Raw genomic sequence first — 23,250 nt, 5'->3', positions numbered from 1 at the left:
TTTGCAACAAACTGGCAAATGGACTTATAGAGCTGTAATTCAAAATGGTGTGTGTCCCATCGCATACGCAATTCCTGATAGTATAGCTGTCATAGCTTTGCCCGTTGCAAATTTTGATGCTGATGTATATGGTAGTACCGTTTATTTCACTAACTTAAGTCAAAATGCTAGCACGTATCAGTGGTTCTTTGGTGATGGTACTTCATCAACAGAAACTAACCCAATGCATAATTACAGCAATGAAGGAACATATAATGTCATGCTTATTGCATCCAATAAATTCTGTGAAGATACCATTGTTAAACCAATTGATGTAAGCTTTGCATCAGTAGCTGAATTTAGCAATAACCGGAAAGTACTCATTTATCCCAATCCATCTCAAGGTAACTTTACATTGGCATTGCTTGGACAATTCGAAGAACCCATTTTTGTTAAAATTACTGATGCTTTAGGAAATCTTGTCTACACTTATACGTTAACACAAACGACAGATTTGAAATTAAAACACCTGCTCAACCCTGGTTTATATGCCCTTTCACTGACTTATAACAATCAGACCATTACTAGAAAACTTACTGTTGTAAGATAAAATGAGAATGTAATTGTTATAGTAAAGGCTGCCTCCATGTGAGGCAGTTTTTTTTTATTCAAGTTCAAATTATAAACTTATTTCCTCAATAAATGGAATATCAATTTCTCTCACATGATAAACATCCTCTTCTGTTCTATGGGAAACTGGGATTTCAGCAACTCGTAAATTATGTTTCTTAATGATTAAATCAACAATCTTTCTAACATCTCGAGCATTGCCAAAACTCTTGCCACGAGGTATCTCTCTGATTAACAATAATAAACTTTGTTCTGCTTCTTGGGTCATTATTAAATCTTCTTCTTTTAACATTATTTTTGCTATTTCCACTAACTCCTGTTCTGAATAATCATCAAAGTACAATACCCTTGTAAAACGGCTCTTCAGACCAGGATTAGAATGGATAAATTTATTCATCAAATCAGGGTACCCTGCTACAATAATTGACAATTCATTACGATGATCTTCCATCTCTTTCACTAAAACCTCAATGGCTTCTTTGCCAAAATCATTTTCACTAGAAGAAGTAAGAGAATAAGCTTCGTCAATAAAAAGAATTCCGTTGATGGCTGAATGAATCAGCTCTTCTGTTTTTATAGCTGTCTGGCCAATGTAACCTGCTACCAATTCGCTTCTGTCTACTTCCACGAGATGGCCCTTCTCAAGAACCCCAAGAGCCCTAAATATATTACCGAGCAAACGAGCCACTGTAGTTTTTCCCGTCCCAGGATTTCCTGCAAAAACATAATGAAGTGACAATGCTTTATGAAAAGGTTTTCCCCTTTCGTTATAAAAGCGAGTTAATTTAACCAGCTCGTTTATTTCTTTTTTTACCTTTTGCAACCCCACTAGATTATTCAACTCAGTCAATGCCAATTCTAACATAGGCTCATCAATTCTTAAATATAATTTTTCATTAAAACGTTGATTATTAATTATTTCAAGAACATCAATTTTTTCAATGGTTGATAATTTTTCAGCATTCAATTCTTCAAGATGAGGATCATTCATAATTCTTTTTGCCATATTCATCCTAGCATCCTGCAATAAGTTAATTGCAAAGCGTGCATTTCCAAAAGTTTTATCACGATCTCTGTATTTATTAAGAATAATTTTTTCAAATTCTACTTGTGCTTCATTCGAAATAATTAGATTGAGCTCATTTGCTTTACGAATGAGAATTTGCATCAATTGATCAGGAGTATAATCTGGAATAGTGAAGTAATACCCGAAGCAACTTTTCAAAGCACGATTTGAACTTAAAAAATTTTCCATTTCATCTTTATATCCACCAAATACAATAACAATATCTCCACTACCATCCATCATTTCATGGATAAGGACTTCTATCGCTTCTATGCCATAATCATTTGAATAAGGACCTCTGTATAGATCATGAGCTTCTTTGACAAACAAAATTCCTCCTCGAGCTTTTTCGATAAATTTTCTAGTTTGAGGTGCTGTTTGCCCTATATATTCAGCTACTAAATCTGAACGAGATACTTCAATGACTTGTCCATTACTTAACAATCCCATTGCAGCAAATATTTCTCCCAATAATTTCACTATGGATGATTTTCCTACTCCGGAATTACCCATCAAAACTGTATGTAAATTCAATGTTTCATTTCTAACAATTCCCATTTTTTTCTCTAAATTGAGATACTTTATAAATGCTAAAAGTTCATTAATCTGACTCTTCAATTCATTCAAACCTATCATGGAGTTAAGTTTATCCAAGACAGGTTGAACTGAAACATCATCTTTCATGCTAATTCGTCCTGCTTTAGGTAATACAGACGAAGCAAAGATGATAAATGGATTACCTAACCAATAAAAAGCATTCCCTACAATTTCTTCATCTGCTATCACTGCTTGAACACGAGCTATGATTTGTCCTAAAAGTAAAATATCGACGAAATAGATATCTTGTGGATATATTTCACTTGAAGCTTCACTTCTACCCCATCCCGTGTAAAAATGTACTATTTCTCCATTTTGTGGTGTCAATTTCTCAATGATACCAGCTTCACCTTTTATAAAACCATTTTTATCCATGTATCTATAGCTAAACTCCAAATAACAAAGTTGAGATACTTTATTTTTAACAACAAGGTCTACGTACATATATTGTATGGCATCCCTCTTAAAAACTTTTAAAGGCGTAATTTTATTTATATCATCTATTTCATTGCCATTGAATAATCTTATTTCAACGATATCAAAATAAGGATTGTATTTATGAGTTAGTTGACCTACGTCATTGATATAGAACAATAGAGTTCCTTCTAGTTTGTCGTTTACATAAACTTCACATTTTTTTTCAGGTATATGGGTTCGCATTACCCCAATTTCTTCTATACGATGGCGTAAGTAAATAAATTTGTCTTCTTTTCCAATTTCTTGTTTATACTCAACTTTACCTATTACTTCTTCCTGGTTATTTACCATTTCAATTAATGAGATTCTAACATATATATTTTGTTCTTCTTTTTGATACAGCAAGTTAAACAGCTCGATTTCGATGTTAATTTTATCGATTTCGTGACGTTCAAATACCGTTCTATACTTTTTCTTTGAATTAAACCATTCATCACTTATATAAGCTCTTGTTCCAACATATTCAATGGTCATGCTCTGGGGTCTTGGTTTCATACAAATTTTCTTAACTTATGCAAATTTAACTTTAGTTAAAAACAAATTTCTTACAAAATCAAAATCTTTAATCAAAAATTCTAGAAGATTGCATTACTTTCATAAAATATACAAAAGGTTCAATATGTTTTGCACTGATTTTAAACAATTTGAAAAATCCGTACTTTTGAAAAAAACAATGTCTAATCGAATGCTTAGTATCATCATCCCGGTCTATAATGAAGAAAGCCAGGTGGGACAACTGCTTCACAAAATTTTTCAATTACGATTAAACTATGATTTTCAGAAAGAAATCATCATAGTTGACGATGCGTCCCAAGATGGAACTCTTGAATTGGTGAGATCCGTTGTATCATTATACCCTCATCATAACGTCAAAATCATTGAACAAAAAATCAATTGCGGGAAAGGTTATGCCATTCAGTTGGGAATTGAACAAGCAACTGGTGACTATATTATCATTCAAGATGCAGACAATGAACTTGATCCTAACGATATCAACGAAATGCTACAACCCGTCGTGGATGGATATGCAGATGTCGTCTTTAGTTCTCGTTTTTTAGGAAATAAACCACGGCGCGTATTATCATATTGGCATATGAAAGGTAATAAATTCATGACATGGCTTTCTAATTTATTTACCGGCCTTTCCTTGACAGATATCACCTCCTGCTACAAACTTATTAGGTCGGACTTAGCCAAACGATTATTCCTCAATGAAAAAAGATTCGGTATAGATCCCGAACTCGTTGCCAAAATTCGACGCTTTCCCAATGTCCGCATTTACGAGGTAGGCATTGCATATTATGCCCGTGGCTTTCATGAAGGAAAAAAAATAAGGTTTGTGCGAGATGGTCTAAGGCAGATTTGGGTCATTATTAAGTATAATATTTTTTGCAGAAAATATGAGAAATAATCATAAAAAATTTTTTCTTGCGGTTTTCTTTTGGCTCTCGCTTATTATAACTTGGATGGGTATCTCTTTGGATGTAAAATGGTGGAAAACAAACTATCCCATCATTCGTTGGGACGTGATAAGCTATTATGGCTATTTGCCTGCTGTTTTTATTTTTAAAGATATAAAACTCAACTTCGTTGAAAAGAATCCTGAACTTCCTGTGTGGTTTGAAATAGCCCCTAATCAAAATAGGGTTTTTAAAACGAGCATGGGCATGGCTTTTCTCTACATGCCTTTTTTTACAATTGGTCATTTCATTGCTTGGCTACGAGACGAACCGTTAACTGGCTACACCAAAACCTACGAAATTGCTATCGTATTTGCTGCTTTGTTCTACTTGATCGCTGGTATATATTTTCTAAAAAAAGTACTAGAGAAATTTGTAGAAGGACCTGGGTGGATTTATTTCATCTTATTTGTTATTGTGTTTGGTGGGAATTTGCTTTATTACGTCGCTGCAGAACCTGGCATGCCTCATGTATACATCTTCTCTCTTGTCAGCATGTTTCTTCATACTTCCATTCGCTGGTATGAGAATCCCAACTGGCTAAACTCTCTTATCATAGGTCTGCTGATTGGTATTCTTTCTCTTGTCAGGCCAACAAATCTTATTTGGATTTTTTTCTGGATTCTGTATGGCATTACTTCATGGAAAGCATTGATAGAACGGATTATTTTCTTAATTAAGCAATGGTATAAGGTAGGCATCATTATACTTGGAATATTGGTCATATGGTTTCCTCAAATGTTCTATTGGAAATACCTTACAGGAAATTGGCTGTATTATTCTTATGGAGAAGAAAGATTTTATTTTCTTAAACCTCATGTATGGGAAGCTTTGTTTTCGTTCCGAAAAGGTTTTTTTGTATATGCTCCTGTCATGATTTTGTTCATCCCTGGACTTTTTTATCTGTATAGACAAAAAAAAGAACTTTTTTGGGGGACAATGCTTGTTATAACCTTCTTCATATACGTTTACGCATCATGGTGGTGCTGGTGGTTTGGGGGCAGCTATGGCATGCGTGCTTACATAGACATGTATCCCTTGATCGCAATTCCATTAACTTTTACTATTAATGTACTTCTTCAGAAAAAAAACTTTGTTAAATACACATTCTTATTTTTCACTATCATATTGCTGCTATACCAGATATGGAATACATTTAAATACATACACGGAAGTATCCACTGGGATGCTATGTCGGGTAAAGTTTTTTGGATGAATTTTTTCAAACTGAGACCAACAGACCATATGCTCGTTTATCTTGAATACCCGTCATATGAAAAAGCTTTGAAAAATGGTGAAAACTTAACAACTTCATATGCCAATGAATTTAAAACGATGGCCGATACTTTATTGTGGAACATAGATACAATACCTAGTAATTTGCATTTTCCTTATAAAATTTCCTTCAGTGACTCTGGAAAACAACTTTGGTCTTCCCAAAAGTCATTTTCGGGAAAACAAAGTTTATTATTGCATGGCGACCATACGTATTCACCAGCTCTTTTGATAGACAGTGTTAAACAGGGGGACATTTTGTTTGTTACATTAAAAAGTACATCTTCACGAAATCTTATCTTGGTCGTTCAAGCCTATCAAAACCCCGAACTTTTTTATTATCAAAGAAAAAATGCCCTGAAAATCAATCGAAATTGGTTTGAAATAGCAGCTTTCGTCGAAACACCTGTCGATATACCTCGCCTTGCTATATATGCATATTCCCTAAATGAAAAAGAACATATCTGGGTTGATGATTTGATGGTAATTTTATTAAGAAAAAATAACTACTAAATTTTCACCGTAAATTTGTTCAAACATTGACATGTTAAAACTGTCGGATAAGGTAGCCGCGTATTTTTCATTCGTATTACGAAAAGGAAACTTGTCTGTAGTATTTTGGATGACATTTGTCTCTGTCTGGCTCGGCACGACAGTACTTCTTTTCTCATTTGCTATCATTCGTGGTTTTAAGCAGGAAATTATTCACAAAATATCTGGTTTTTCCAGTCATTTCACCATTGTTGCTGCATCTACAAGTTATGTTGACGAAAACCCTCCCCTTTCATTGTACAGGATAGATATGGAAACAATCAGAAAAATGCAAGAAATTAAGTACGCTGCTCCTTTTGTCGTCAAAAGTGGTGTTATCAAAACCGATTCGTCACTTTGGGGAATCATCTTTAAAGGTATTAGTGTACAATATGATTGGTCTTTTTTCGAAAAAAATCTATTCAAAGGTCAAATTCCAAATTTTCGTAAGGATTCCCTCTCTAACGAAATTATGCTATCAAAAACCATTTGTCAAAAATTACGTCTAGACATAGATAGTCCAGTAAGAGTTTATTTTCAAGTTCCAGGCGATAATACACCTAGAGGAAGAAGGTTCAGGTTAGTTGGTATTTTTCATACTGGATTTGAAGATTTCGATCGTTACATTGGTTTTTGCGATATGCGACAGTTACAACGACTTAATAAATGGCATGACTCTCTTGTTTCAGGAATTGAAATTTTATTGAAAAACTTTAAGACAATGGACGAAATGAAGGAAAAAATAAACGCTGTTATTCCTTACGATCTTCAGTTAGAAGATGTGAGAGAAAAGCATGCTCAGTTTTTTGACTGGCTTTCAGCATTGGATACCAATGTTAATATTTTGCTCATTTTGATGTCGATTGTTGTTTTTGTAAATATGCTTGCTTTGTTGCTTGTCATTGTTTTTAAACACATTCCTATGATTGGATTATTCAAAGCTATGGGCGCTCATCCATCTTTTCTACGGAAGGTCTTTACACTGATTATTTTACGTGTAACGATCCCTTCTCTCGGTTTAGCTAACCTGTTTACCATCATAATTATCCTTTTACAACAACATTTTCGTTGGATTCCGTTGAACGAGGAAATGTATTATCTAGATTATGTCCCAATGATTTGGCAACTGGATTACTTTGTTTTTGTGAATTTGCTAATCATGTTTGTCGTATTGCTCTGTCTCATCCTACCTTTGCAAATCATAAGAGGAATTTCCCCATCCAAAGCACTTACATATAGGTGAAATGTTTAGGCACATTTATATAGCCATTCCAGCTTGCGATGAAGAATACTACCTTCCTAAAGTATTGGAAGCCTTGAATCAGCAAACTACTAAAGACTTTGAAGTTTGGATATGTGTTAACCAGCCTGATAGTTGGAATGAAAATCCTACCAAAAAAAATGTTTGTGAATCAAATGCTCGATTATTATCCTTTTTACATAGAAATAAATCTTATTATGAGTTTAAACTTCACGTGCTAGACTGTACCACTCCCGGAAAAGGTTGGGATACTGACAAGTGGGGTGCATCTATTGCCCGGAAATATCTCATGGATACTATATCTTCGCTAGCAAAAGATGAAGACATCATCGTATCTCTTGATGCAGACACAATAGTCGAACCCATATATGTTGAAGCTATTCGAAATGCTTTCGATCGTTTTACACATGTGGCAGGTATTACTTTCCCCTATTTTCACCTGTTGGAAGATAACGAGGATGTGCAAAGATCAACCATCAGATATGAAACTTACTTGCGAAATTATTTTATTGAACTTCTTTCAATTGGTAGTCCATATGCATACGTCCCGATTGGATCAGCTTTTGCTGTAAAAGTAAAATCTTACAAAGCCGTAAGAGGAATGCCTCTTAAAACTTCAGGTGAAGACTTTTATTTCCTTCAAAAAGTTAGGCAGGTCGGTTTCATTTTACCTTATGCAGAAACTACTGTCTATCCATCTGGCAGAATTTCTAATAGAGTCCTTTTCGGCACTGGAAAAGCTCTTTCCTACTCTTTTGACGAACTTTGTTTACGCTATCCACTATTTCGGCAACAGGGATTTAATCAAATAAAAGACATCTACCAGGAATTCAATACAATTGCCAATTCACACATCATTAGCACTGAAATGTTAACTTCTCTCTTTTTAAATTTAACTGATGTTAGAAAGATTCTTTCTAATTATCGAACTCCACAACAAATTCATCATGCTTTGCACATCCAATTCAATGCTTTGAAAATTTTCAAACTCCTAAAAAAGCATAGTTGTGTTCAATACAACGAAGATATAGCCACCTCTGAAATGCTTGCTAGATGGGGATTGGAAGAATTTAGCCATGTTCTTTGGAAGGGACCGATTGAAAAACTCAAAGAATTTCAAAAAAGATTATTTCATTTAGAAATGAAACTTGTTCGCTCAAAATTGCACGATTTAAAAAATAAGAAAAAATCATGGTGGAAATATCTCGCATGCTGGTAGTACTAGGTGCTACTGCCACAGGGAAAACGAAGTTAGCAGTCGAGTTAGCCCATCAACTTGAGGGAGAAATTATAAGCTCAGATAGTCGGCAAGTTTATAAAGGATTAGATGTTGGCACTGGTAAAGATCTTGAAATTTATCAACAGGTATTTCCTCCTGTACCATATCATTTAATCGATATCCGCGAGCCTGGTGATACCTACAACGTTTTCGAATTTAAGAGAGATTGTATTCAGACTGCTCTAGAAATAGAAAGAAGAGGAAAATTACCTGTTGTTTGTGGTGGAACAGGACTTTACCTTGACGCTATTATTTTTGATTATCATTTTCATCCTGTTCAACCTCAGAAAAGCTTTCGTGATGAACTTAAAAGACTTTCCAATGAAGAAATGGTATATAAACTTGAAATATTAGGCATTCCTCTTCGCGAAGAAGACAAACATAACCGACATCGACTCATGAGAAAACTTGAAATAGCCTACTTTCCAGCCTTGCAAAAAGACATTTTATCTATACAAATAAAGCACCTCTGTGTAATAGGTATCAAAATGGATAGGCAAATTATCAGACAGCGTATTACTCAAAGACTCGAACGACGCTTGCAGGATGAGGGTATGATCGAAGAAGTCAGACAACTTCTCAAAAAAGGTCTGTCACCTGAATGGCTCATATCTCTTGGACTTGAATACAAATATGTTACCTTATATTTGCAAAAACTCATAACATACGACGAGATGAAAAACCAACTTGAAAAAGCCATTCACCAATTTGCTAAAAGACAAGAAACATGGTTTCGACGTATGGAGAAAAAAGGCCTAATCATTTACTGGTATGATCCGACTCGAAACGATTTCGAAAATTTATTCAATCATATAAAAAAAACGCTAAGAATTTCATAAAGTGCTGTCAACTATCGTAATGAAGATACTTTCCAAGTTAACTGCAAATTCCAGTTACCTCGGATGTCGACGGTGCCGTCATAGGGTATGAAAATTTCAGGTTCTCGTGGTGGAGGCCAACTTCCATTAGTCCAAATTCCATTACGATCTTTATCAATCAATAACCTCATGTGATATGAGCCAGGTATCATTTTTTCTATTTTAAACGTATCACCAACAATAGGAAAAACTAATTCAGTATTTTGCTGTTTTAAAAATAGCACGTAATGCATGGATGTATCTAAACCAACAAAAAGAATGGTGAGTGAACCTAATTGTTCTTCAGTCAACCACTGAAATTCCACGGTCGTAGAATCTGAAACAAATCCCCAAATATCCTCAAATGCCCCTTTACGTGCTACTAAAGTGATTTTTTTCCCAGGCTGTGGGTTGAAAAATAAGAATGATTTTCTCCCGGTAGTGTCTAATAAAAACGGTGGGCATTCCTTGAGTATACTATCATTTTCAATGAAATAATATATTTTTTCTCGATGTATGTGAGAAAGAGGAACTTTAGTTTTCAAAGTCAATGTATCAGAATAACGCAGTTTTTTGTCGTATAAAACTGGTTTAACGACTAGAATAGTATCTTTGAGTGGATTTTTTCCGCGAATTTTTAACTTTAATCCCACTGATATAGTATCAGTAAATAGACCATCCTGAATAACAGCAACAAGGGAATCCACGTCTTTGTTTCTTACAAAAAAGAATAAACTGTCTTTTATAGTTATAGTTTTAACTTCAGCAGGTGAAGGTTTGAGCATACGTATTTGAGGATTGCTGAGTGGTTTTCTAAACAAACATAAAACAGACTGAAAATGATATGGCTGTGTCTTAAGTAGAGATTGCTCTTCAGGTTCAACTTTAAACATTCGTAGATTTGTTTCTATGAAGCATTTGCCAGTGTCCTGAAAAGATAAAGGTTCAGACTTAAAAGCAATTTTTTCGTCCTTGTTATCATAAATATAATTGAAATTAACATCTTGTAAAGCTGTGACATACCATCTCTTTCGTGGAAGAAAACCAAGAGTACCCACACCATCATGAGAGACTGGGAAAAGATAACGAGGAGGTGTTTTTTCAAAATCTGAAAGATCATCATAGAGGCCAATCCAAGTATTTTTTTGAGGTTCCTCCGTTTGAGCATCAATCACTTTCACTCTAATTTTGCATGTATCAATATGCTTACCTGTAGAAAACACATGTTGATAAAAAGGGAGAACGTTGCCTTCTGTAATGTCTTTTACTGCTTGAATGAAGGAAATGCTGTAAGTAGTATTTGATTTTAAAGTATCTGGTAACAGAATAGTTAATTTTTTTCCTGAAAGTTTATATTGAATTTTGCCGGAATAGGGATTGAGAATAATTTGTTTTTCAGGATTTTGAAGACGGATAAATTCATCGTAAAGAAATGTAATGGCATCTGGTTTAACTTCTGTCGAAGAATCAGGTAATGACTTTTGGATAATTTGAGGTGGAGTCATATCGGCTGGCCCCCCATTCGGCTTTTCCACCACTGCACAGCCAACGAAAAAAAGAAGAAAAATAAAAAACTCACACCATCTCATTTGCTCATATTTGTCGAATGGCCACAGCAGGATCCATGCGAGACGCATACCATGCAGGAATCACCCCTGAAGCTACACCTAAAACCGTCGAAACAACCAATCCTAAAATAATATTTCCTATTGAAAGTATGAGAGAAAATGAGATCACATATGATGCCAGTAACAACAGAAAAAAGACCAACAATAACCCTACCACTCCTCCAATAAGGCTAAGGAAAATAGATTCCAGCAAAAACTGAGTAAAAATGAAAGAACGCGTAGCACCCAACGCCATTTGTATCCCTATAAGGTTGATGCGCTCATAGACTGATACAAACATGATATTAGCTATACCAAAACCACCAACCAATAAAGCAAATCCTCCAATGATCCATCCTGCTAGTGTAACTATTCCAAAAATCTGAGAGATACCTTCCATCAGATATGATGGCTCGTTAATGCTAAAATTATCGTCAATGGAAGGAGGTAATTTGCGGTAAGAGCGTAATAACGTACGCACCTCTGCAATCATTTCATCCTTTGATACATGCTTCTTGCCCTCAAAAGCAATATTCGCACTTAAATTCTTGATAAAATCCTTATTCACAGTTTGTTCAAAAAAAAGGTAAGGAATGATCAACACGTCATCGTAACTGCCCCCGATCGGATTGTTACCTTGGCTGAGTAATTGGCCAACAATCCTGATAGGTCTACCAAATAGTTTAACTTGGGATTCACCCCTGCCCTGAGGAAACAATTCCATTACTTTCTTACCTGCTACAGCTACTGCCAATCCATTGTTGAGTTCAGATTCTGATAAAAAACGCCCAGTATCTATAACCAGATTTTGCATCTCAAAAAAATGATCGGAAACAGCAAGAACCGGTACATTATTGATATCTCCTTCCGATGTTTCTAATTTAGTAACGCTTTTGACAAAGAAACAAATTCGTTCTAAAGTGGTAGCTTTTTGCTTTAGGAAAATCATTTCTTTGTAAGAAGGCTCAGGCCTTTTAATATACTCCCACCACGGAAAATCTCGTGAGAATACCCATGGCCACTTTTGAATGTAAAGAACCTTGGTTCCAAGTGACTCAATACTATATTCAATCTGATATCTTATTGAATCAACAACTGAAAAAACAACAATGATAGAAAAAATACCAATGGTAACTCCCAACAAAGTCAGAAAAGAACGAAGCTTGTTAAGCACAAGCGACTGCCATGCGAAAAAAAAACTTTCTTTCAGAAGTACAGCTAGAAGAATAAAGTGGCTTTTCATAACCAAAAACTGAAATGTTTAAGAAAAAATGTTACAATAAAAACAATGGTAGCCAATATCAGTGAACGCATGATTTCAACAGGAATATGTTCTTCTTGCCATAGTCTCAAACTTGCAACCAATCCAGTCAAAACTGATGCTACTATTAAAGGATAAATTAAAGAGACTTTATAAAAAAGCTGGTAATAAAGAAAAATAAAAAAGACGCTTATCCATCCATATACATGAAAACTGTGATTCCATTTAAACAACACAATCCAGCTACCCAAAGTATAGATGAGCGCCAACTGAACAAAATCCGTGTAATAAGCAGGGAGATTGGTTTGATGATAATTAAGATAAACGACAAACAAGAGTAGCAAATAAATAGTTAACAGAAAATGCCTTGCATTTGGGTGCAAAATATCTTCTACCCATTTTAATTGAACAGCCAGGAAAGACACTATAACAGTAAGCACTACCAACACCAACACAGGAATGAGTAAAATCAATGTGAAAGTTAAAGATAAAAGTTCATTATAATAATAAGGGGTAAAAAGGAGAGTGAGAGCTATCCATAGAATTACAAAAACCGGATGTGTAATGATAGTTACGACACGAAAAAACCAGTGCTGAGGAGACATAAACTATATTTCTTTTCTCAGACGTGCTACAGGGATTCCTAGTTGTTCTCTGTATTTTGCTACAGTTCGTCGAGCTAAATTGTAGCCTTTTTCCTTTAAAATTTTCACCAGTTCTTCATCGGTATAAGGATCTCTTTTGTTTTCTTCTTCAATAATTTTCTTTAGTACACTTTTAATCTCACGTGTAGATACTTCTTCGCCTTGCTCATTTTCGAGAGACTCTGAGAACAAACTCTTCAATAGAAATGTGCCGAAAGGTGTTTGCACGTATTTGCTACTAGCTACGCGAGATATCGTAGAAATATCCATGTTAGTTTTTTCAGCAATATCCTTCAAAATCATCGGTTTTATTTTTGTTTCGTCGCCGGTAAGAAAATATTCACGTTGAAAATCCACAATGGCTTCCATGACTGTTTGCAATGTGTCATTTCTTTGCTTGAGAGCATCAATAAACCACTTAGCTGAATCAAGTTTTTGCTTGATAAACTGTACTAGCTCTTGAGTTTTAGGATCAGACTTCTTTTTCTTGCTATATTCTTCGTAAAGATGCTGGTAATATTTGCTGACACTTAACTCGGGAAGATTGCGAGTATTAACTACTACTTGAATTTCATCATCGTCTGTGATAATAGTAAAATCAGGATAAATACTATAACTTGCTCTTCCTTCCGACGTTGAATTTCCGGGTTTCGGGTTTAATTTCAAAATCTCATCAAGAGCTTCTTTGAATTGATTTTCAGAAACATTGAGTTTATGTTGTAACTTTTCGTAATGTTTTTTAGTAAAATCCTCGAAGTGATCTTGGATAATATCGATAGCCAATTTAATAGCAGGAGTTTTCTGAGGCTTACGTCGAAGCTGAATAAGTAAACATTCTCGTAAATCTCTTGCCCCGATACCAGGTGGATCAAAAGTTTGTATTAAAGAGATCATTTTTTCAACTTCTTCAGGAGTAACTTGCAAATTGTAATAAAAAGCCAAATCCATAGCTATGCTTTTGCTATCACGTTTAAGGTAGCCATTTTCATCAATACTTCCAAGAACATAATCTCCTATAAGGATTTCGTCTTCAGTCAATGAATGTGTATGTAATTGCTCATATAAAATATCATGAAAATTAGTTTCAGAACGAAAAGGTATGGTTTTTTCGTTATCTTCAATGGACGAGTAAGTTTGTCTTTTATAGAGGGGTATGTCATCTTCTTCGTCAAAATAGGAAGAAATATCTATCTCGTTATCATTAAAATCCTCACGAGATTCTTGATCGTATTCATCAGCAGCTTCGTCATTTGAGTCTTCTCTGTCTAACGATTCATCTATAGAGGAGCTATAATCATAATCGGCATCAGTATTATTGTCAACATCAAAAGATACTTCCTCCAGCGCTGGATTTTCTTCTATTTCCTGTTTTATTCGTTGTTCTAGAGCAATGGCAGGAATCTGAATAAGTTTCAATATCTGAATTTGCTGAGGTGAGAGCTTTTGAACTAATTTTTGTTGTTGTTTTAAACTCATTTTTGAGTTCATAATCTAAAGGGATTAAAATTCTGCATTGTGTGGCGTTCTGGGAAAAGGAATGACATCACGAATATTAGACATTCCAGTAACAAAGAGAAGAAACCTTTCGAGGCCAAGTCCAAAGCCACTATGAGGTACGCTTCCAAACTTGCGAGTCTCTAGGTACCACCATACATCTTTTTCGGGGATATGCATTTCTTTTACTCTTTGCAGTAGTTTTTCGTAATCATCCTCTCGTTGGCTACCTCCAATAATTTCTCCAATTCGTGGAAAAAGAATATCCATAGCTCTAACTGTTTTTCCATCATCGTTGAGTTTCATATAAAAAGCCTTGATTTCTTTAGGATAGTCGGTGAGTATGACAGGTGATTTAAAATATTTTTCAACGAGAAATCTCTCGTGCTCCGATTGCAGATCAGCCCCCCAGTAAATAGGAAATTCAAAAGGCTGTTGACTTTGCTCTAAAATCTTTATGGCTTCCGTGTAAGTAATACGTACAAAAGAATTTTTAATTACATTTTGTAATCTATCAAACAATTCTGCATCGTACATTTTCTGCAAAAAAGCCAAATCGTCACCACAAGTTTCTAATGTGTAACTCACCAAAAACTTAAGAAAATCCTCTGCTAGATTCATGTTGTCTTCGAGATCATAAAAGGCCATCTCTGGTTCGATCATCCAAAATTCGGAAAGATGTCGTGGAGTATTACTGTTCTCTGCTCGAAAAGTAGGCCCAAATGTATAGATTTCACCAAGGGCAAGAGCCCCCAGCTCACCTTCCAATTGCCCAGAAACGGTCAATTTGGTTTCTTTTCCAAAAAAATCTTCAGAAAAATCAATTTTCCCCTCTTCATTGCGAGGAAGGTCGTCCAGTGGGAGTGTTGTCACCCGAAACATTGCTCCAGCTCCTTCACAATCACTACCAGTTATGATAGGAGTATGAAAGTAGAAAAAACCTTTATCGTTAAAATATTTGTGGATAGCAAATGAAACATGATGTCGAATGCGAAAAACGGCCCCAAACGTATTGGTTCTAGGTCTAAGATGAGCTATTTCTCTCAAAAATTCAAGCGTATGACCTTTTTTTTGCAAAGGGTATTCATCTGCTGGTGCAGTTCCATAGAGCTCAATCTCATCAACCTTAATCTCACAAGGTTGAGCTGATCCTGGTGAGGGGATCAATTGACCAGTTACACGTAATCCAGAACCAGTGGTTAACTTTTTAATAAAATCTTCTGGAAATTGAGTAGGCAAAAAAACGCACTGCAATGAATGAATAGTACTACCATCGTTAACTGCCAAAAAAACAACATTTTTGCTTTCTCGTCTGGTTCGAATCCATCCCTTGATGGTCACTTCTCTGTGAAACCAAAGAGAATAGTTTTCTAAGAGTTCCTTTATTTTAATTCTTTTCATTGTAGATTTATTGCGACGTGACTCCGGGGGGACTCGAACCCCCAACCAACAGACCCGGAATCTGCCATTCTATCCAATTGAACTACGGAGCCAATAATTCTCTCATGCAAATTTCAACAATTTTTTTGAAATCATCATACGTCAATAGAAATAAAGCATTCAAATCGAATGAATTAGATCATCATACGATGGCAAATGATGATAAATTTGGCAATTACCATCCTTCGAATAAGCAAGAAAAAACTGCTGAATTCCGTTCGTAACGAAAATACTACGAACTGCCAAGACATGAGCATATGCCGAAGCTTGTAATATAACATTTTCGTTAAGCACTATTTCAGGTCTTTTAAATTCAAGTAACATTAAATAATTATTCTTCCCCACAATCAAAGCATCGAAGCGTTTTATCATTTTATGGTATTGAATAGTTTTTTCTACCGCAATAGAGGTTTGAGGATAACCGAGACAATATAACATATGATGTAAAAATTGCTGTCTGATGTATTCCTCCGTTGTTAGTCGAACCCATTTTTTACGGAAAATGTCAAAAACTTCATCACCTTTTGGCAAAGAACGAACTCTCAAAGTATGAGGAGGAAAAGGCAAAAGAATGTTCATCCCTTTAAAATCCTTAACTTTGCAAAAATAAAGAATGAAAAAAGAAGATATTGTCAGAAATTGGCTGCCACGTTATACTGGACGTCGATTGAACGAATTTGCAAAATATATTCTTCTGGTCAATTTTTCTTATTATGTGGAAATGTTTGCTCAAAAATTTAATGTCCCAATCATAGGTCTTCATCGCAATATGCCTAATGCAGGTACCGAAGACATTACCATCATTAACTTTGGAATGGGAAGTGCCAATGCAGCTACCATTATGGACCTCCTCAGTGCTGTTGAACCAAAAGCTGTCCTTTTTCTTGGCAAATGCGGAGGATTGAAAAAAAACACCAAAGTTGGTGACTTTATACTTCCCATTGCTGCTATTCGTAAAGAAGGTACTTCCAATGAATATTTCCCGCCGGAAGTTCCAGCGCTACCGGCTTTTGCACTCCAACGAGTTGTATCATCTGCTATTCGCGATTATGCTCGCGACTATTGGACAGGTACCGTTTACACTACCAATCGACGAGTCTGGGAACATGATGAAGAATTTAAAGCATATCTGCAAAAGCTTCGTGTCATGGCCATTGATATGGAAACAGCAACATTATTTACCATTGGTTTTTATAACCGTATTCCAACAGGTGCATTGCTCCTTGTTTCAGATCAGCCCATGATTTCAGAAGGAGTTAAAACTGAAGAAAGCGACAGAAAAGTGAACGAACTTTATGTTCAAGATCATCTTGAAATCGGCATCAACGCGTTACTTGAACTTAAAAACCATGGACGTTCCGTTAAACACCTCTTATTTGATGAAAGTTAATCATGAAAGAAAGTTTCTCCGCCATCGTAGACAAAATATCTCAGAAAATATTTTATCCAGTTTACCTGTTTTACGGTGAAGAGTCTTATTTTATTGATTATTTAACCGAACAAATCATACAACATACTCTTCCACCAGAAGAAAGAGATTATAGCCTGCATATTTTGTATGGCAAAGATGTTAAAGCCGACGAAGTTTTAGCATCCTTAAACATGATTCCCATGTTTAATTTATATAACATCTATCATATCAGAGAGGCCCAGGAGATGGATATTCGTACGTGGAAAAAACTCGAAGAATATGCGATGCAACCCGTGTCGTCCAATATACTTTTAATTACATCAAAGGAATTACCCCCAAAAAATTGGTTAAAATTAATTGAAACATCCCAACAAGTTGTTGGTTTTCAATCTTATCCTCTCAAAGAACAAGAACTCGCTAAGTGGATTATGGAATACGTCCTCCGACATGGTTTTGTCATGAGTAAAGAAACTGCTCAAATTTTAATTTTTTCCCTTGGTTACGAACTCAGTAAAATCATAAATGAATTGAACAAACTTTTCATCTATCTCTCTGATAATAAACAAACGACCATCATCGACATGAAAACCATCGAAGAACAAATAGGTATTTCAAGAAAATATAATTCGTACGAATTGATCAATGCCATTGCCAAAAAAGATAAAAACCAAGCTCTTAGAATTGCAATTTACTTTGCCAAAAATGAAGGAAAACAAAAGGATACTTCTGTTTTTCTTCTGTTACCATTAATAAGTTCTTTTTTTGAAAAATTATTTCTTTATCATACTTTGAAAAACAAAATCAACGATAAATCAAAGATCGCAGCTGATCTTGGCATATTTAAAAATTTGCTATTTATTTACGATATAGGTATAAAAAATTATAATTTTGCCAATGTCATGAAAGCGATAAAACTTCTCAAACAATACGATTTAGCCTTCAAAGGAGTAGAAGCAAATTCAACTCCTGCGATGCTTATCGATCTAATTTATAAATTAGTTTCGTTATGATTGAAGTCTTACCCGTACGAACACAACAAGAAAAAAGAAAATATGTTACACTCCCTTTTCAAATTTACAAAGGCAATCCATATTGGATTCCCCCCATCAAGGCAGATGAATTTAAAATCTTTGAACCCACGACCAACCCTGCACTCAAGTTCTGTGATGCTGCTCATTGGATAGCAGTAAAAGATGGTAAAACAGTTGGAAGGATTACAGCAATCATTAATCATGCGTATAACCAGAAAACTGGTCAACCATATGGCCGATTTAGTCGTTTTGAATGCATCAACGACAGAGAAATTTCTCTTTCTTTGTTTCAAACTGCTGAAAATTGGCTCAGAGAAAGGGGCATGAAATACGTACACGGTCCTTTAGGGTTTACTAACCTAGATCTGCAAGGTTTACTCATTGAGGGATTCGATCAGTTGCCATCCATAGCTTCTGTCTACCATCTTCCTTATTATAGCGATTTAATCGAAGCTGCTGGCTACAAGAAAGAAATTGACTGGGTTGAATTTAGACTCGATGTAGATCCTGTAATTCCTGAAAAAGTTACACGTCTCGTCGAATTGGTCAAAGAACGTTTCGGGCTACGTGTTGTTCATTTTAACTCTAGAAAGGAAATGAAACAATATGCTGCAAGAATTTTTCCCATATTGAACAAGGCATTCGATGAATTACCCTATGTCGTTCCTTTCGACGAAGAAACAGCTCGTTTTTATACAAACAAATACTTTTCTATACTTAATCCAAAATTTGTTAAAGTCATTGTCGACAAAAACGATGATATCAGAGGATTTATCATTGGACTTCCCAGCCTATCCGAAGCTATGCAAAAAGCTCGTGGTAGGCTTCTACCTTTCGGGATCTTTCACATCATGCGTGCTCTCAAGCATCCAAAAGTAATTGATTTACTTTTGACAGCTGTAGAACCCGAACTTCAGCGACAAGGTGTACCTTCATTGCTTATGTATGAGTTGCATAAAGTTGCCATTAAGTATGGTGTTAAATACGTAGAAACCACTGGGATCTTCGAAACCAATCAGAAAGCTATTCAAACTTGGAAAAACTATTCTCACATTCAACATAAAAGACGCCGTTGTTATGTTAAAAGTTTGTTTTAAAACAATTTTCATATTCCTGGCACATTGGATATTTGCACAAAATGCCACTATACGAGGTTTTGTTTATGATAAAAGCACGGGAGAACCTATCGGTTTTGCCAACGTCTATCTAAAAGGTACAAATTACGGCTCAGCCACCGATTTGAATGGCTATTTTGCCATTACACAAATAAAACCCGGGTCCTATACCATCATTGTCACTTTTCTTGGCTACGACACTATTCGAGAAAATATCGTTCTTCAACCAAATGACTTTCTTAATAAAAAATATTTTCTTGAAAAATCAAGCAAAATTTTAAAAACAGTTGAAATTACTGCATCAAGAGTTCGTGATTCGACTAAAACTCAAGTTAGCATCGAAAAAATAACTCCTATACAGATCACTCAAATTCCCACCTTTGGTTCTCCTGATCTTGTACAGTATCTGACCAACATTCCTGGAATCATTACTACAGGCGATCAAGGTGGTCAACTTTATATCCGTGGAGGTTCTACTATTCAAAACAAAGTATTATTGGATGGCATGGTTATTTATAATCCTTTCCATAGCATTGGTCTCTTTTCCGTTTTCGAAACAGAGATTATAAGAAACGTTGACGTATATACCGGTGGTTTTGGAGCTCAATATGGGGGTCGAATTTCTTCTATTATGGATATTACTACTCGTGATGGTAATAAAAAAAGATGGAGTGGTCTTATATCCGGAAGTCCTTTTGGTATAAACACCGTTTTTGAAGGACCCATCAAAAAAGCTAAAGAAAATTCTGGAAGTGCTATTACTTTACTCCTTGCCGGTAAAAATTCATTTTTAGGTGAAACCTCTCCGGTTGTTTATCGATACGTAGATACTGCCGGTTTACCTTTTAACTTTAGGGACATATATGGAAAAATAAATTTTCAGGCAGATAATGGATCCAAACTCAATCTATTTGGTTTTCAGTTTCTCGATGAAGCTAATTACCAAGGAGTAGCACATTTTAATTGGAAAGCTCATGGTGCAGGCAGTAATTTTCTCATTCTTACGCCGGGTGTTCCAACAACCATTGAAGGGATTATTGCTTACTCAGACTACAACATTACTTTGACCGATCCATCACAACTCCCTAAATCATCTAAGATCACTGGTTTTAACGTGGGTATTACCGTATCTTATTTTTTGCCACATCAATCAGACATTAAAGCAGGAGTTGAAATGATGGGATTCAGTACCGACCTTCAACTTTATAATGCCGCCCTGCGACTTATTCAACAAAAAGAAAACACTACTGAATTTGCAATCTTTGGAACATATAAGAAAATTATCAAAAAACTTGTTTTAGAGTCTGGCCTTCGCCTTCATACGTACCCGAGTCTTTCGGAAATTTCAGTCGAACCTCGCATGAGCCTTAAATACAATATATCAAAGCTTGTGGCTTTTAAAATGGCGGGTGGACTTTATTCACAAAATCTTCTCTCCTCCATTTCCGACAGAGACATTGTAAATCTTTTTTATGGCTTTATTTCAGCACCTGAAAACCTACCCCGTGAATTCGAAGGAAAAACCATTAAAACCAAATTGCAAAAAGCCCAACATGTGATTGGAGGTTTTGAAATGGGTCCTTTCTGGAAATTCTTGACTGTTAACATGGAAGTTTACTATAAGAATTTTTCTCAATTGATCACACTTAATAGAAGTAAAATATACGACGATAATGAATATTATTACGACAAACCTGATTATTTAAAAAAAGATTTCATCATAGAAAAAGGCTACGCAGCAGGTGTGGAAACATCCGTCAAATATCAATCCGATCATTTCTATGCTTGGATGGTTTACACCCTTGGTTACGTTAAGCGAAGAGATGAACTCATTACTTATTTTCCTCACTATGACCGTAGACATAACGTCAATCTTATTGCTACATATACTCCAGGCGATATTAAAAAATATGAATTCAGCTTCCGTTGGAATTTAGGAAGCGGTTTTCCCTTTACGCAAAGTACAGGCTATTATCCTAACTTAATATGGAACAATGGTATCAACACTCCTATCAATGAGACCGATGTTGAATTAGGAATATTATATGGACCATACAACAATGCTCGACTTCCTTTTTATCATCGCCTTGATGTTTCGATCAAACGAATTTTCTACTTAACTGAATTCGTCAAACTTGAAACTCAATTGAGTGTCACCAACGCATATAACCGAAAGAACATTTTCTATGTGGACCGAATCACTGGTGATATAGTATACCAACTTCCAGTTCTTCCAAGTCTTTATGTTGCACTCAGGTTCTGATATGAACATCTTTAAACGTTATTCAGAAATAGAAAATTACATCATGGAGCAATTACCCATGTATCAACGGGTGGGTAAAGTTGCATACAAAGCTGATTTAACAAATACGATCAAGTTGATGGAACTGACAAAATTCCCTTTTAAAAACTTTTCCACTATTCACGTCGGGGGCACCAATGGCAAAGGAAGTGTCTCTCACTTGTTGGCATCCATTCTTCAAGAAGCCGGTTATAAAACAGGGCTTTTTACATCTCCTCACTTAAAAGACTTTAGGGAAAGAATTAAAGTAAACGGCCAACTCATAGAAAAAAATTACATTAAAAAATTTTTTAATACATATTACGAGAATTTTCTTGAAATTAAACCCTCTTTTTTTGAAATCTCAGTGGCTTTAGCTTTTTCTTATTTTAGAGACAAAAAAGTTGACGTAGCAGTCATCGAGGTTGGATTAGGCGGCAGATTGGATAGTACTAATGTCATTCATCCTATCATGAGTATCATTACCCATATCGCTTATGATCATATGGATCTATTGGGCGACACCCTCGAAAAAATAGCCATAGAAAAAGCCGGAATTATTAAACCGAAAACTCCCATCCTCATTGGTAGAAAACAGGATGAAATTTCTCATGTCTTTGAAACAAAAGCTAAGGAAACTGAAGCTCCTTTATATTATGCCTCAAACTACATCAAAAAATTCGATAGAAGACCTGAAAACGCTTTGGTTGAAAAAACCAACATTTTTGTAGAAACTCATAAAAACATTTATCTCACGACATCTCCTCTTACCGGCTGGTACCAAAAGGAGAATATTCAGACAGCTATTGTGGCTGCCGAAATGATACCTCAATTTTCAACTTTGAGAATTGAAAAAAAACATATTGAATCAGGTATAAACAAAGTTATTCAAAACACCCATTTTATGGGTAGATGGTTTATTAGGAAGAATAAAGTACCTATTATATTTGACGTTGCACATAATGAGGAAGGCATTAAAGAAATAACTTGCATGTTGAAATCATTACAGCGCCGTTCACTGCATATTGTCTTAGGAATGGTTAATGATAAGGATCATTTCAATATGCTCAAACACTTTCCTTCTGATGCCATATATTACTTTTGTTCTCCTTCGGTTCCTAGAGCTTTAGAAGTCGATCGTTTAATTCAGATAGCATCTCAATTTGATTTAAAAGGAAAAGCCTATTCTTCAGTATGCAGGGCGCTTTCTGCCGCCATTCGTAAAGCTCAAAAAAATGATGTGATCTTCGTGGGAGGTAGTACTTTTACAGTTGCAGAAGCTATCTAATCATAACCAATTTACCTGTATAAGAAAAAGATTTGCCATCGCTAATGCGGTAATAATAGACACCAGAATTCCAGTTGCCAACGTAAAGAGGAAAAACAGAAACTGGGTATTTTCCTACATATTGTCCGTTGGAAAAATAAAAAATTAAGCTCTCCATCTGAGTCTCGTGGGAAATATAGAGCCATTGCCCTGTATTATCGAGATATAAAATAGGTCTATTTTTCGCGAGTTCATTTATACCTACAGGGGTAGCTATATATTTTACG

Annotated in this window: 19 protein-coding genes and 1 tRNA gene; 11 read left to right on the top strand and 9 right to left on the bottom strand. The window is 35.4% G+C overall.

The window, feature by feature from the left end:
• Nucleotides 1-589: T9SS type A sorting domain-containing protein (locus N2Z72_08630; GenBank protein MCX7697737.1), on the top strand; the 589-nt coding region annotated here is incomplete at its 5' end.
• A gap of 69 nt (nt 590-658) precedes the next feature.
• Here N2Z72_08630 and N2Z72_08625 read toward each other — a convergent pair.
• Complete coding sequence (locus N2Z72_08625) at nt 659-3,244, bottom strand: AAA family ATPase (GenBank protein ID MCX7697736.1); 2,586 nt, start codon at nt 3,242-3,244, stop codon at nt 659-661.
• Between the two features lie 178 nt (nt 3,245-3,422).
• Here N2Z72_08625 and N2Z72_08620 point away from each other — a divergent pair, with 178 nt between their 5' ends.
• Genes N2Z72_08620 through miaA form a run of 5 tightly spaced genes read left to right on the top strand, consistent with a single transcriptional unit; the run spans nt 3,423 to nt 9,394 of the window.
• Nucleotides 3,423-4,160 (top strand): glycosyltransferase family 2 protein, encoded by a 738-nt coding sequence (locus N2Z72_08620; protein MCX7697735.1) that lies wholly within the window; start codon nt 3,423-3,425, stop codon nt 4,158-4,160.
• Nucleotides 4,150-5,997, top strand: a complete 1,848-nt coding sequence (locus N2Z72_08615; protein MCX7697734.1) for a hypothetical protein — start codon at nt 4,150-4,152, stop codon at nt 5,995-5,997. Before N2Z72_08620 ends, N2Z72_08615 begins: the two co-directional genes overlap by 11 nt.
• A gap of 31 nt (nt 5,998-6,028) precedes the next feature.
• A complete protein-coding gene (locus N2Z72_08610; protein MCX7697733.1) occupies nt 6,029-7,258 on the top strand; it encodes an ABC transporter permease in 1,230 nt (409 codons plus the stop codon).
• 1 nt (nt 7,259) lies between these two features.
• Nucleotides 7,260-8,495 (top strand): glycosyltransferase family 2 protein, encoded by a 1,236-nt coding sequence (locus N2Z72_08605; GenBank protein ID MCX7697732.1) that lies wholly within the window; start codon nt 7,260-7,262, stop codon nt 8,493-8,495.
• Nucleotides 8,468-9,394: a tRNA (adenosine(37)-N6)-dimethylallyltransferase MiaA gene (miaA, locus tag N2Z72_08600; protein MCX7697731.1), complete on the top strand. Its 927-nt coding sequence runs from the start codon at nt 8,468-8,470 to the stop codon at nt 9,392-9,394. Before N2Z72_08605 ends, miaA begins: the two co-directional genes overlap by 28 nt.
• An 11-nt stretch (nt 9,395-9,405) precedes the next feature.
• Here the strand turns inward: miaA and N2Z72_08595 are convergent, their stop codons facing one another.
• The 7 genes from N2Z72_08595 to N2Z72_08565 all read right to left on the bottom strand — a co-directional run bounded on the left by N2Z72_08595 (nt 9,406) and on the right by N2Z72_08565 (nt 16,437).
• Nucleotides 9,406-11,001, bottom strand: a complete 1,596-nt coding sequence (locus N2Z72_08595) for an Ig-like domain-containing protein (protein ID MCX7697730.1) — start codon at nt 10,999-11,001, stop codon at nt 9,406-9,408.
• Between the two features lie 4 nt (nt 11,002-11,005).
• Nucleotides 11,006-12,262 (bottom strand): ABC transporter permease, encoded by a 1,257-nt coding sequence (locus N2Z72_08590; protein MCX7697729.1) that lies wholly within the window; start codon nt 12,260-12,262, stop codon nt 11,006-11,008.
• Complete coding sequence (locus tag N2Z72_08585; protein ID MCX7697728.1) at nt 12,259-12,885, bottom strand: hypothetical protein; 627 nt, start codon at nt 12,883-12,885, stop codon at nt 12,259-12,261. Before N2Z72_08585 ends, N2Z72_08590 begins: the two co-directional genes overlap by 4 nt.
• A gap of 3 nt (nt 12,886-12,888) precedes the next feature.
• Entirely contained in the window at nt 12,889-14,400 is a 1,512-nt protein-coding gene (gene rpoN, locus N2Z72_08580) for an RNA polymerase factor sigma-54 (GenBank protein ID MCX7697727.1), read from the bottom strand.
• Nucleotides 14,401-14,424: 24 nt separating this feature from the next.
• Entirely contained in the window at nt 14,425-15,819 is a 1,395-nt protein-coding gene (asnS, locus tag N2Z72_08575) for an asparagine--tRNA ligase (GenBank protein ID MCX7697726.1), read from the bottom strand.
• 18 nt (nt 15,820-15,837) lie between these two features.
• Nucleotides 15,838-15,911: transfer RNA gene (locus N2Z72_08570), tRNA-Arg, on the bottom strand.
• A 67-nt stretch (nt 15,912-15,978) separates the two neighbouring features.
• A complete protein-coding gene (locus N2Z72_08565) occupies nt 15,979-16,437 on the bottom strand; it encodes a type I restriction enzyme HsdR N-terminal domain-containing protein (protein MCX7697725.1) in 459 nt (152 codons plus the stop codon).
• 34 nt (nt 16,438-16,471) lie between these two features.
• On the opposite strand from N2Z72_08565, the gene N2Z72_08560 reads away from it, so the two are divergent.
• From N2Z72_08560 to N2Z72_08540, 5 genes are read left to right on the top strand one after another with little or no spacing between them, the layout of a single operon-like run.
• The gene (locus tag N2Z72_08560) at nt 16,472-17,248 is read left to right on the top strand and encodes an AMP nucleosidase (GenBank protein MCX7697724.1); all 777 of its coding nucleotides are present in this window, start codon (nt 16,472-16,474) and stop codon (nt 17,246-17,248) included.
• Between the two features lie 2 nt (nt 17,249-17,250).
• On the top strand, nt 17,251-18,279 hold the full coding sequence (holA, locus tag N2Z72_08555; protein MCX7697723.1) for a DNA polymerase III subunit delta: 1,029 nt from the start codon (nt 17,251-17,253) through the stop codon (nt 18,277-18,279).
• On the top strand, nt 18,276-19,397 hold the full coding sequence (locus tag N2Z72_08550; protein ID MCX7697722.1) for a GNAT family N-acetyltransferase: 1,122 nt from the start codon (nt 18,276-18,278) through the stop codon (nt 19,395-19,397). Before holA ends, N2Z72_08550 begins: the two co-directional genes overlap by 4 nt.
• A complete protein-coding gene (locus tag N2Z72_08545) occupies nt 19,378-21,678 on the top strand; it encodes a TonB-dependent receptor (protein ID MCX7697721.1) in 2,301 nt (766 codons plus the stop codon). Before N2Z72_08550 ends, N2Z72_08545 begins: the two co-directional genes overlap by 20 nt.
• Nucleotides 21,659-22,984, top strand: coding sequence for a bifunctional folylpolyglutamate synthase/dihydrofolate synthase (locus N2Z72_08540; GenBank protein ID MCX7697720.1), 1,326 nt, complete (start codon nt 21,659-21,661; stop codon nt 22,982-22,984). The genes N2Z72_08545 and N2Z72_08540 overlap by 20 nt, the downstream gene beginning before the upstream one ends.
• On the opposite strand, the gene N2Z72_08535 is transcribed toward N2Z72_08540, so the two are convergent.
• On the bottom strand, nt 22,977-23,250 hold a 274-nt coding region (locus N2Z72_08535; protein ID MCX7697719.1), incomplete at its 5' end, for a hypothetical protein. The genes N2Z72_08540 and N2Z72_08535 overlap by 8 nt on opposite strands.

Source organism: Bacteroidales bacterium, from assembly GCA_026418905.1.
GTDB lineage: Bacteria > Bacteroidota > Bacteroidia > Bacteroidales > DTU049 > JAOAAK01.
Note: the sequence above shows the minus strand (reverse complement) of the source record. Positions and strands in the feature narration are given on the sequence as shown.

Excerpts from the sequence above, each read along its gene's own strand:
- N2Z72_08625 (MCX7697736.1), bottom strand. The coding sequence starts at position 3,244 with ATGAAACCAAGACCCCAGAGCATGACCATTGAATATGTTGGAACAAGA.
- N2Z72_08620 (MCX7697735.1), top strand. The coding sequence starts at position 3,423 with ATGTCTAATCGAATGCTTAGTATCATCATCCCGGTCTATAATGAAGAA.
- N2Z72_08615 (MCX7697734.1), top strand. The coding sequence starts at position 4,150 with ATGAGAAATAATCATAAAAAATTTTTTCTTGCGGTTTTCTTTTGGCTC.
- N2Z72_08610 (MCX7697733.1), top strand. The coding sequence starts at position 6,029 with ATGTTAAAACTGTCGGATAAGGTAGCCGCGTATTTTTCATTCGTATTA.
- N2Z72_08605 (MCX7697732.1), top strand. The coding sequence starts at position 7,260 with ATGTTTAGGCACATTTATATAGCCATTCCAGCTTGCGATGAAGAATAC.
- miaA (MCX7697731.1), top strand. The coding sequence starts at position 8,468 with ATGGTGGAAATATCTCGCATGCTGGTAGTACTAGGTGCTACTGCCACA.
- N2Z72_08595 (MCX7697730.1), bottom strand. The coding sequence starts at position 11,001 with ATGAGATGGTGTGAGTTTTTTATTTTTCTTCTTTTTTTCGTTGGCTGT.
- N2Z72_08590 (MCX7697729.1), bottom strand. The coding sequence starts at position 12,262 with ATGAAAAGCCACTTTATTCTTCTAGCTGTACTTCTGAAAGAAAGTTTT.
- N2Z72_08585 (MCX7697728.1), bottom strand. The coding sequence starts at position 12,885 with ATGTCTCCTCAGCACTGGTTTTTTCGTGTCGTAACTATCATTACACAT.
- rpoN (MCX7697727.1), bottom strand. The coding sequence starts at position 14,400 with ATGAGTTTAAAACAACAACAAAAATTAGTTCAAAAGCTCTCACCTCAG.
- asnS (MCX7697726.1), bottom strand. The coding sequence starts at position 15,819 with ATGAAAAGAATTAAAATAAAGGAACTCTTAGAAAACTATTCTCTTTGG.
- N2Z72_08565 (MCX7697725.1), bottom strand. The coding sequence starts at position 16,437 with ATGAACATTCTTTTGCCTTTTCCTCCTCATACTTTGAGAGTTCGTTCT.
- N2Z72_08560 (MCX7697724.1), top strand. The coding sequence starts at position 16,472 with ATGAAAAAAGAAGATATTGTCAGAAATTGGCTGCCACGTTATACTGGA.
- holA (MCX7697723.1), top strand. The coding sequence starts at position 17,251 with ATGAAAGAAAGTTTCTCCGCCATCGTAGACAAAATATCTCAGAAAATA.
- N2Z72_08550 (MCX7697722.1), top strand. The coding sequence starts at position 18,276 with ATGATTGAAGTCTTACCCGTACGAACACAACAAGAAAAAAGAAAATAT.
- N2Z72_08545 (MCX7697721.1), top strand. The coding sequence starts at position 19,378 with ATGTTAAAAGTTTGTTTTAAAACAATTTTCATATTCCTGGCACATTGG.
- N2Z72_08540 (MCX7697720.1), top strand. The coding sequence starts at position 21,659 with ATGTTGCACTCAGGTTCTGATATGAACATCTTTAAACGTTATTCAGAA.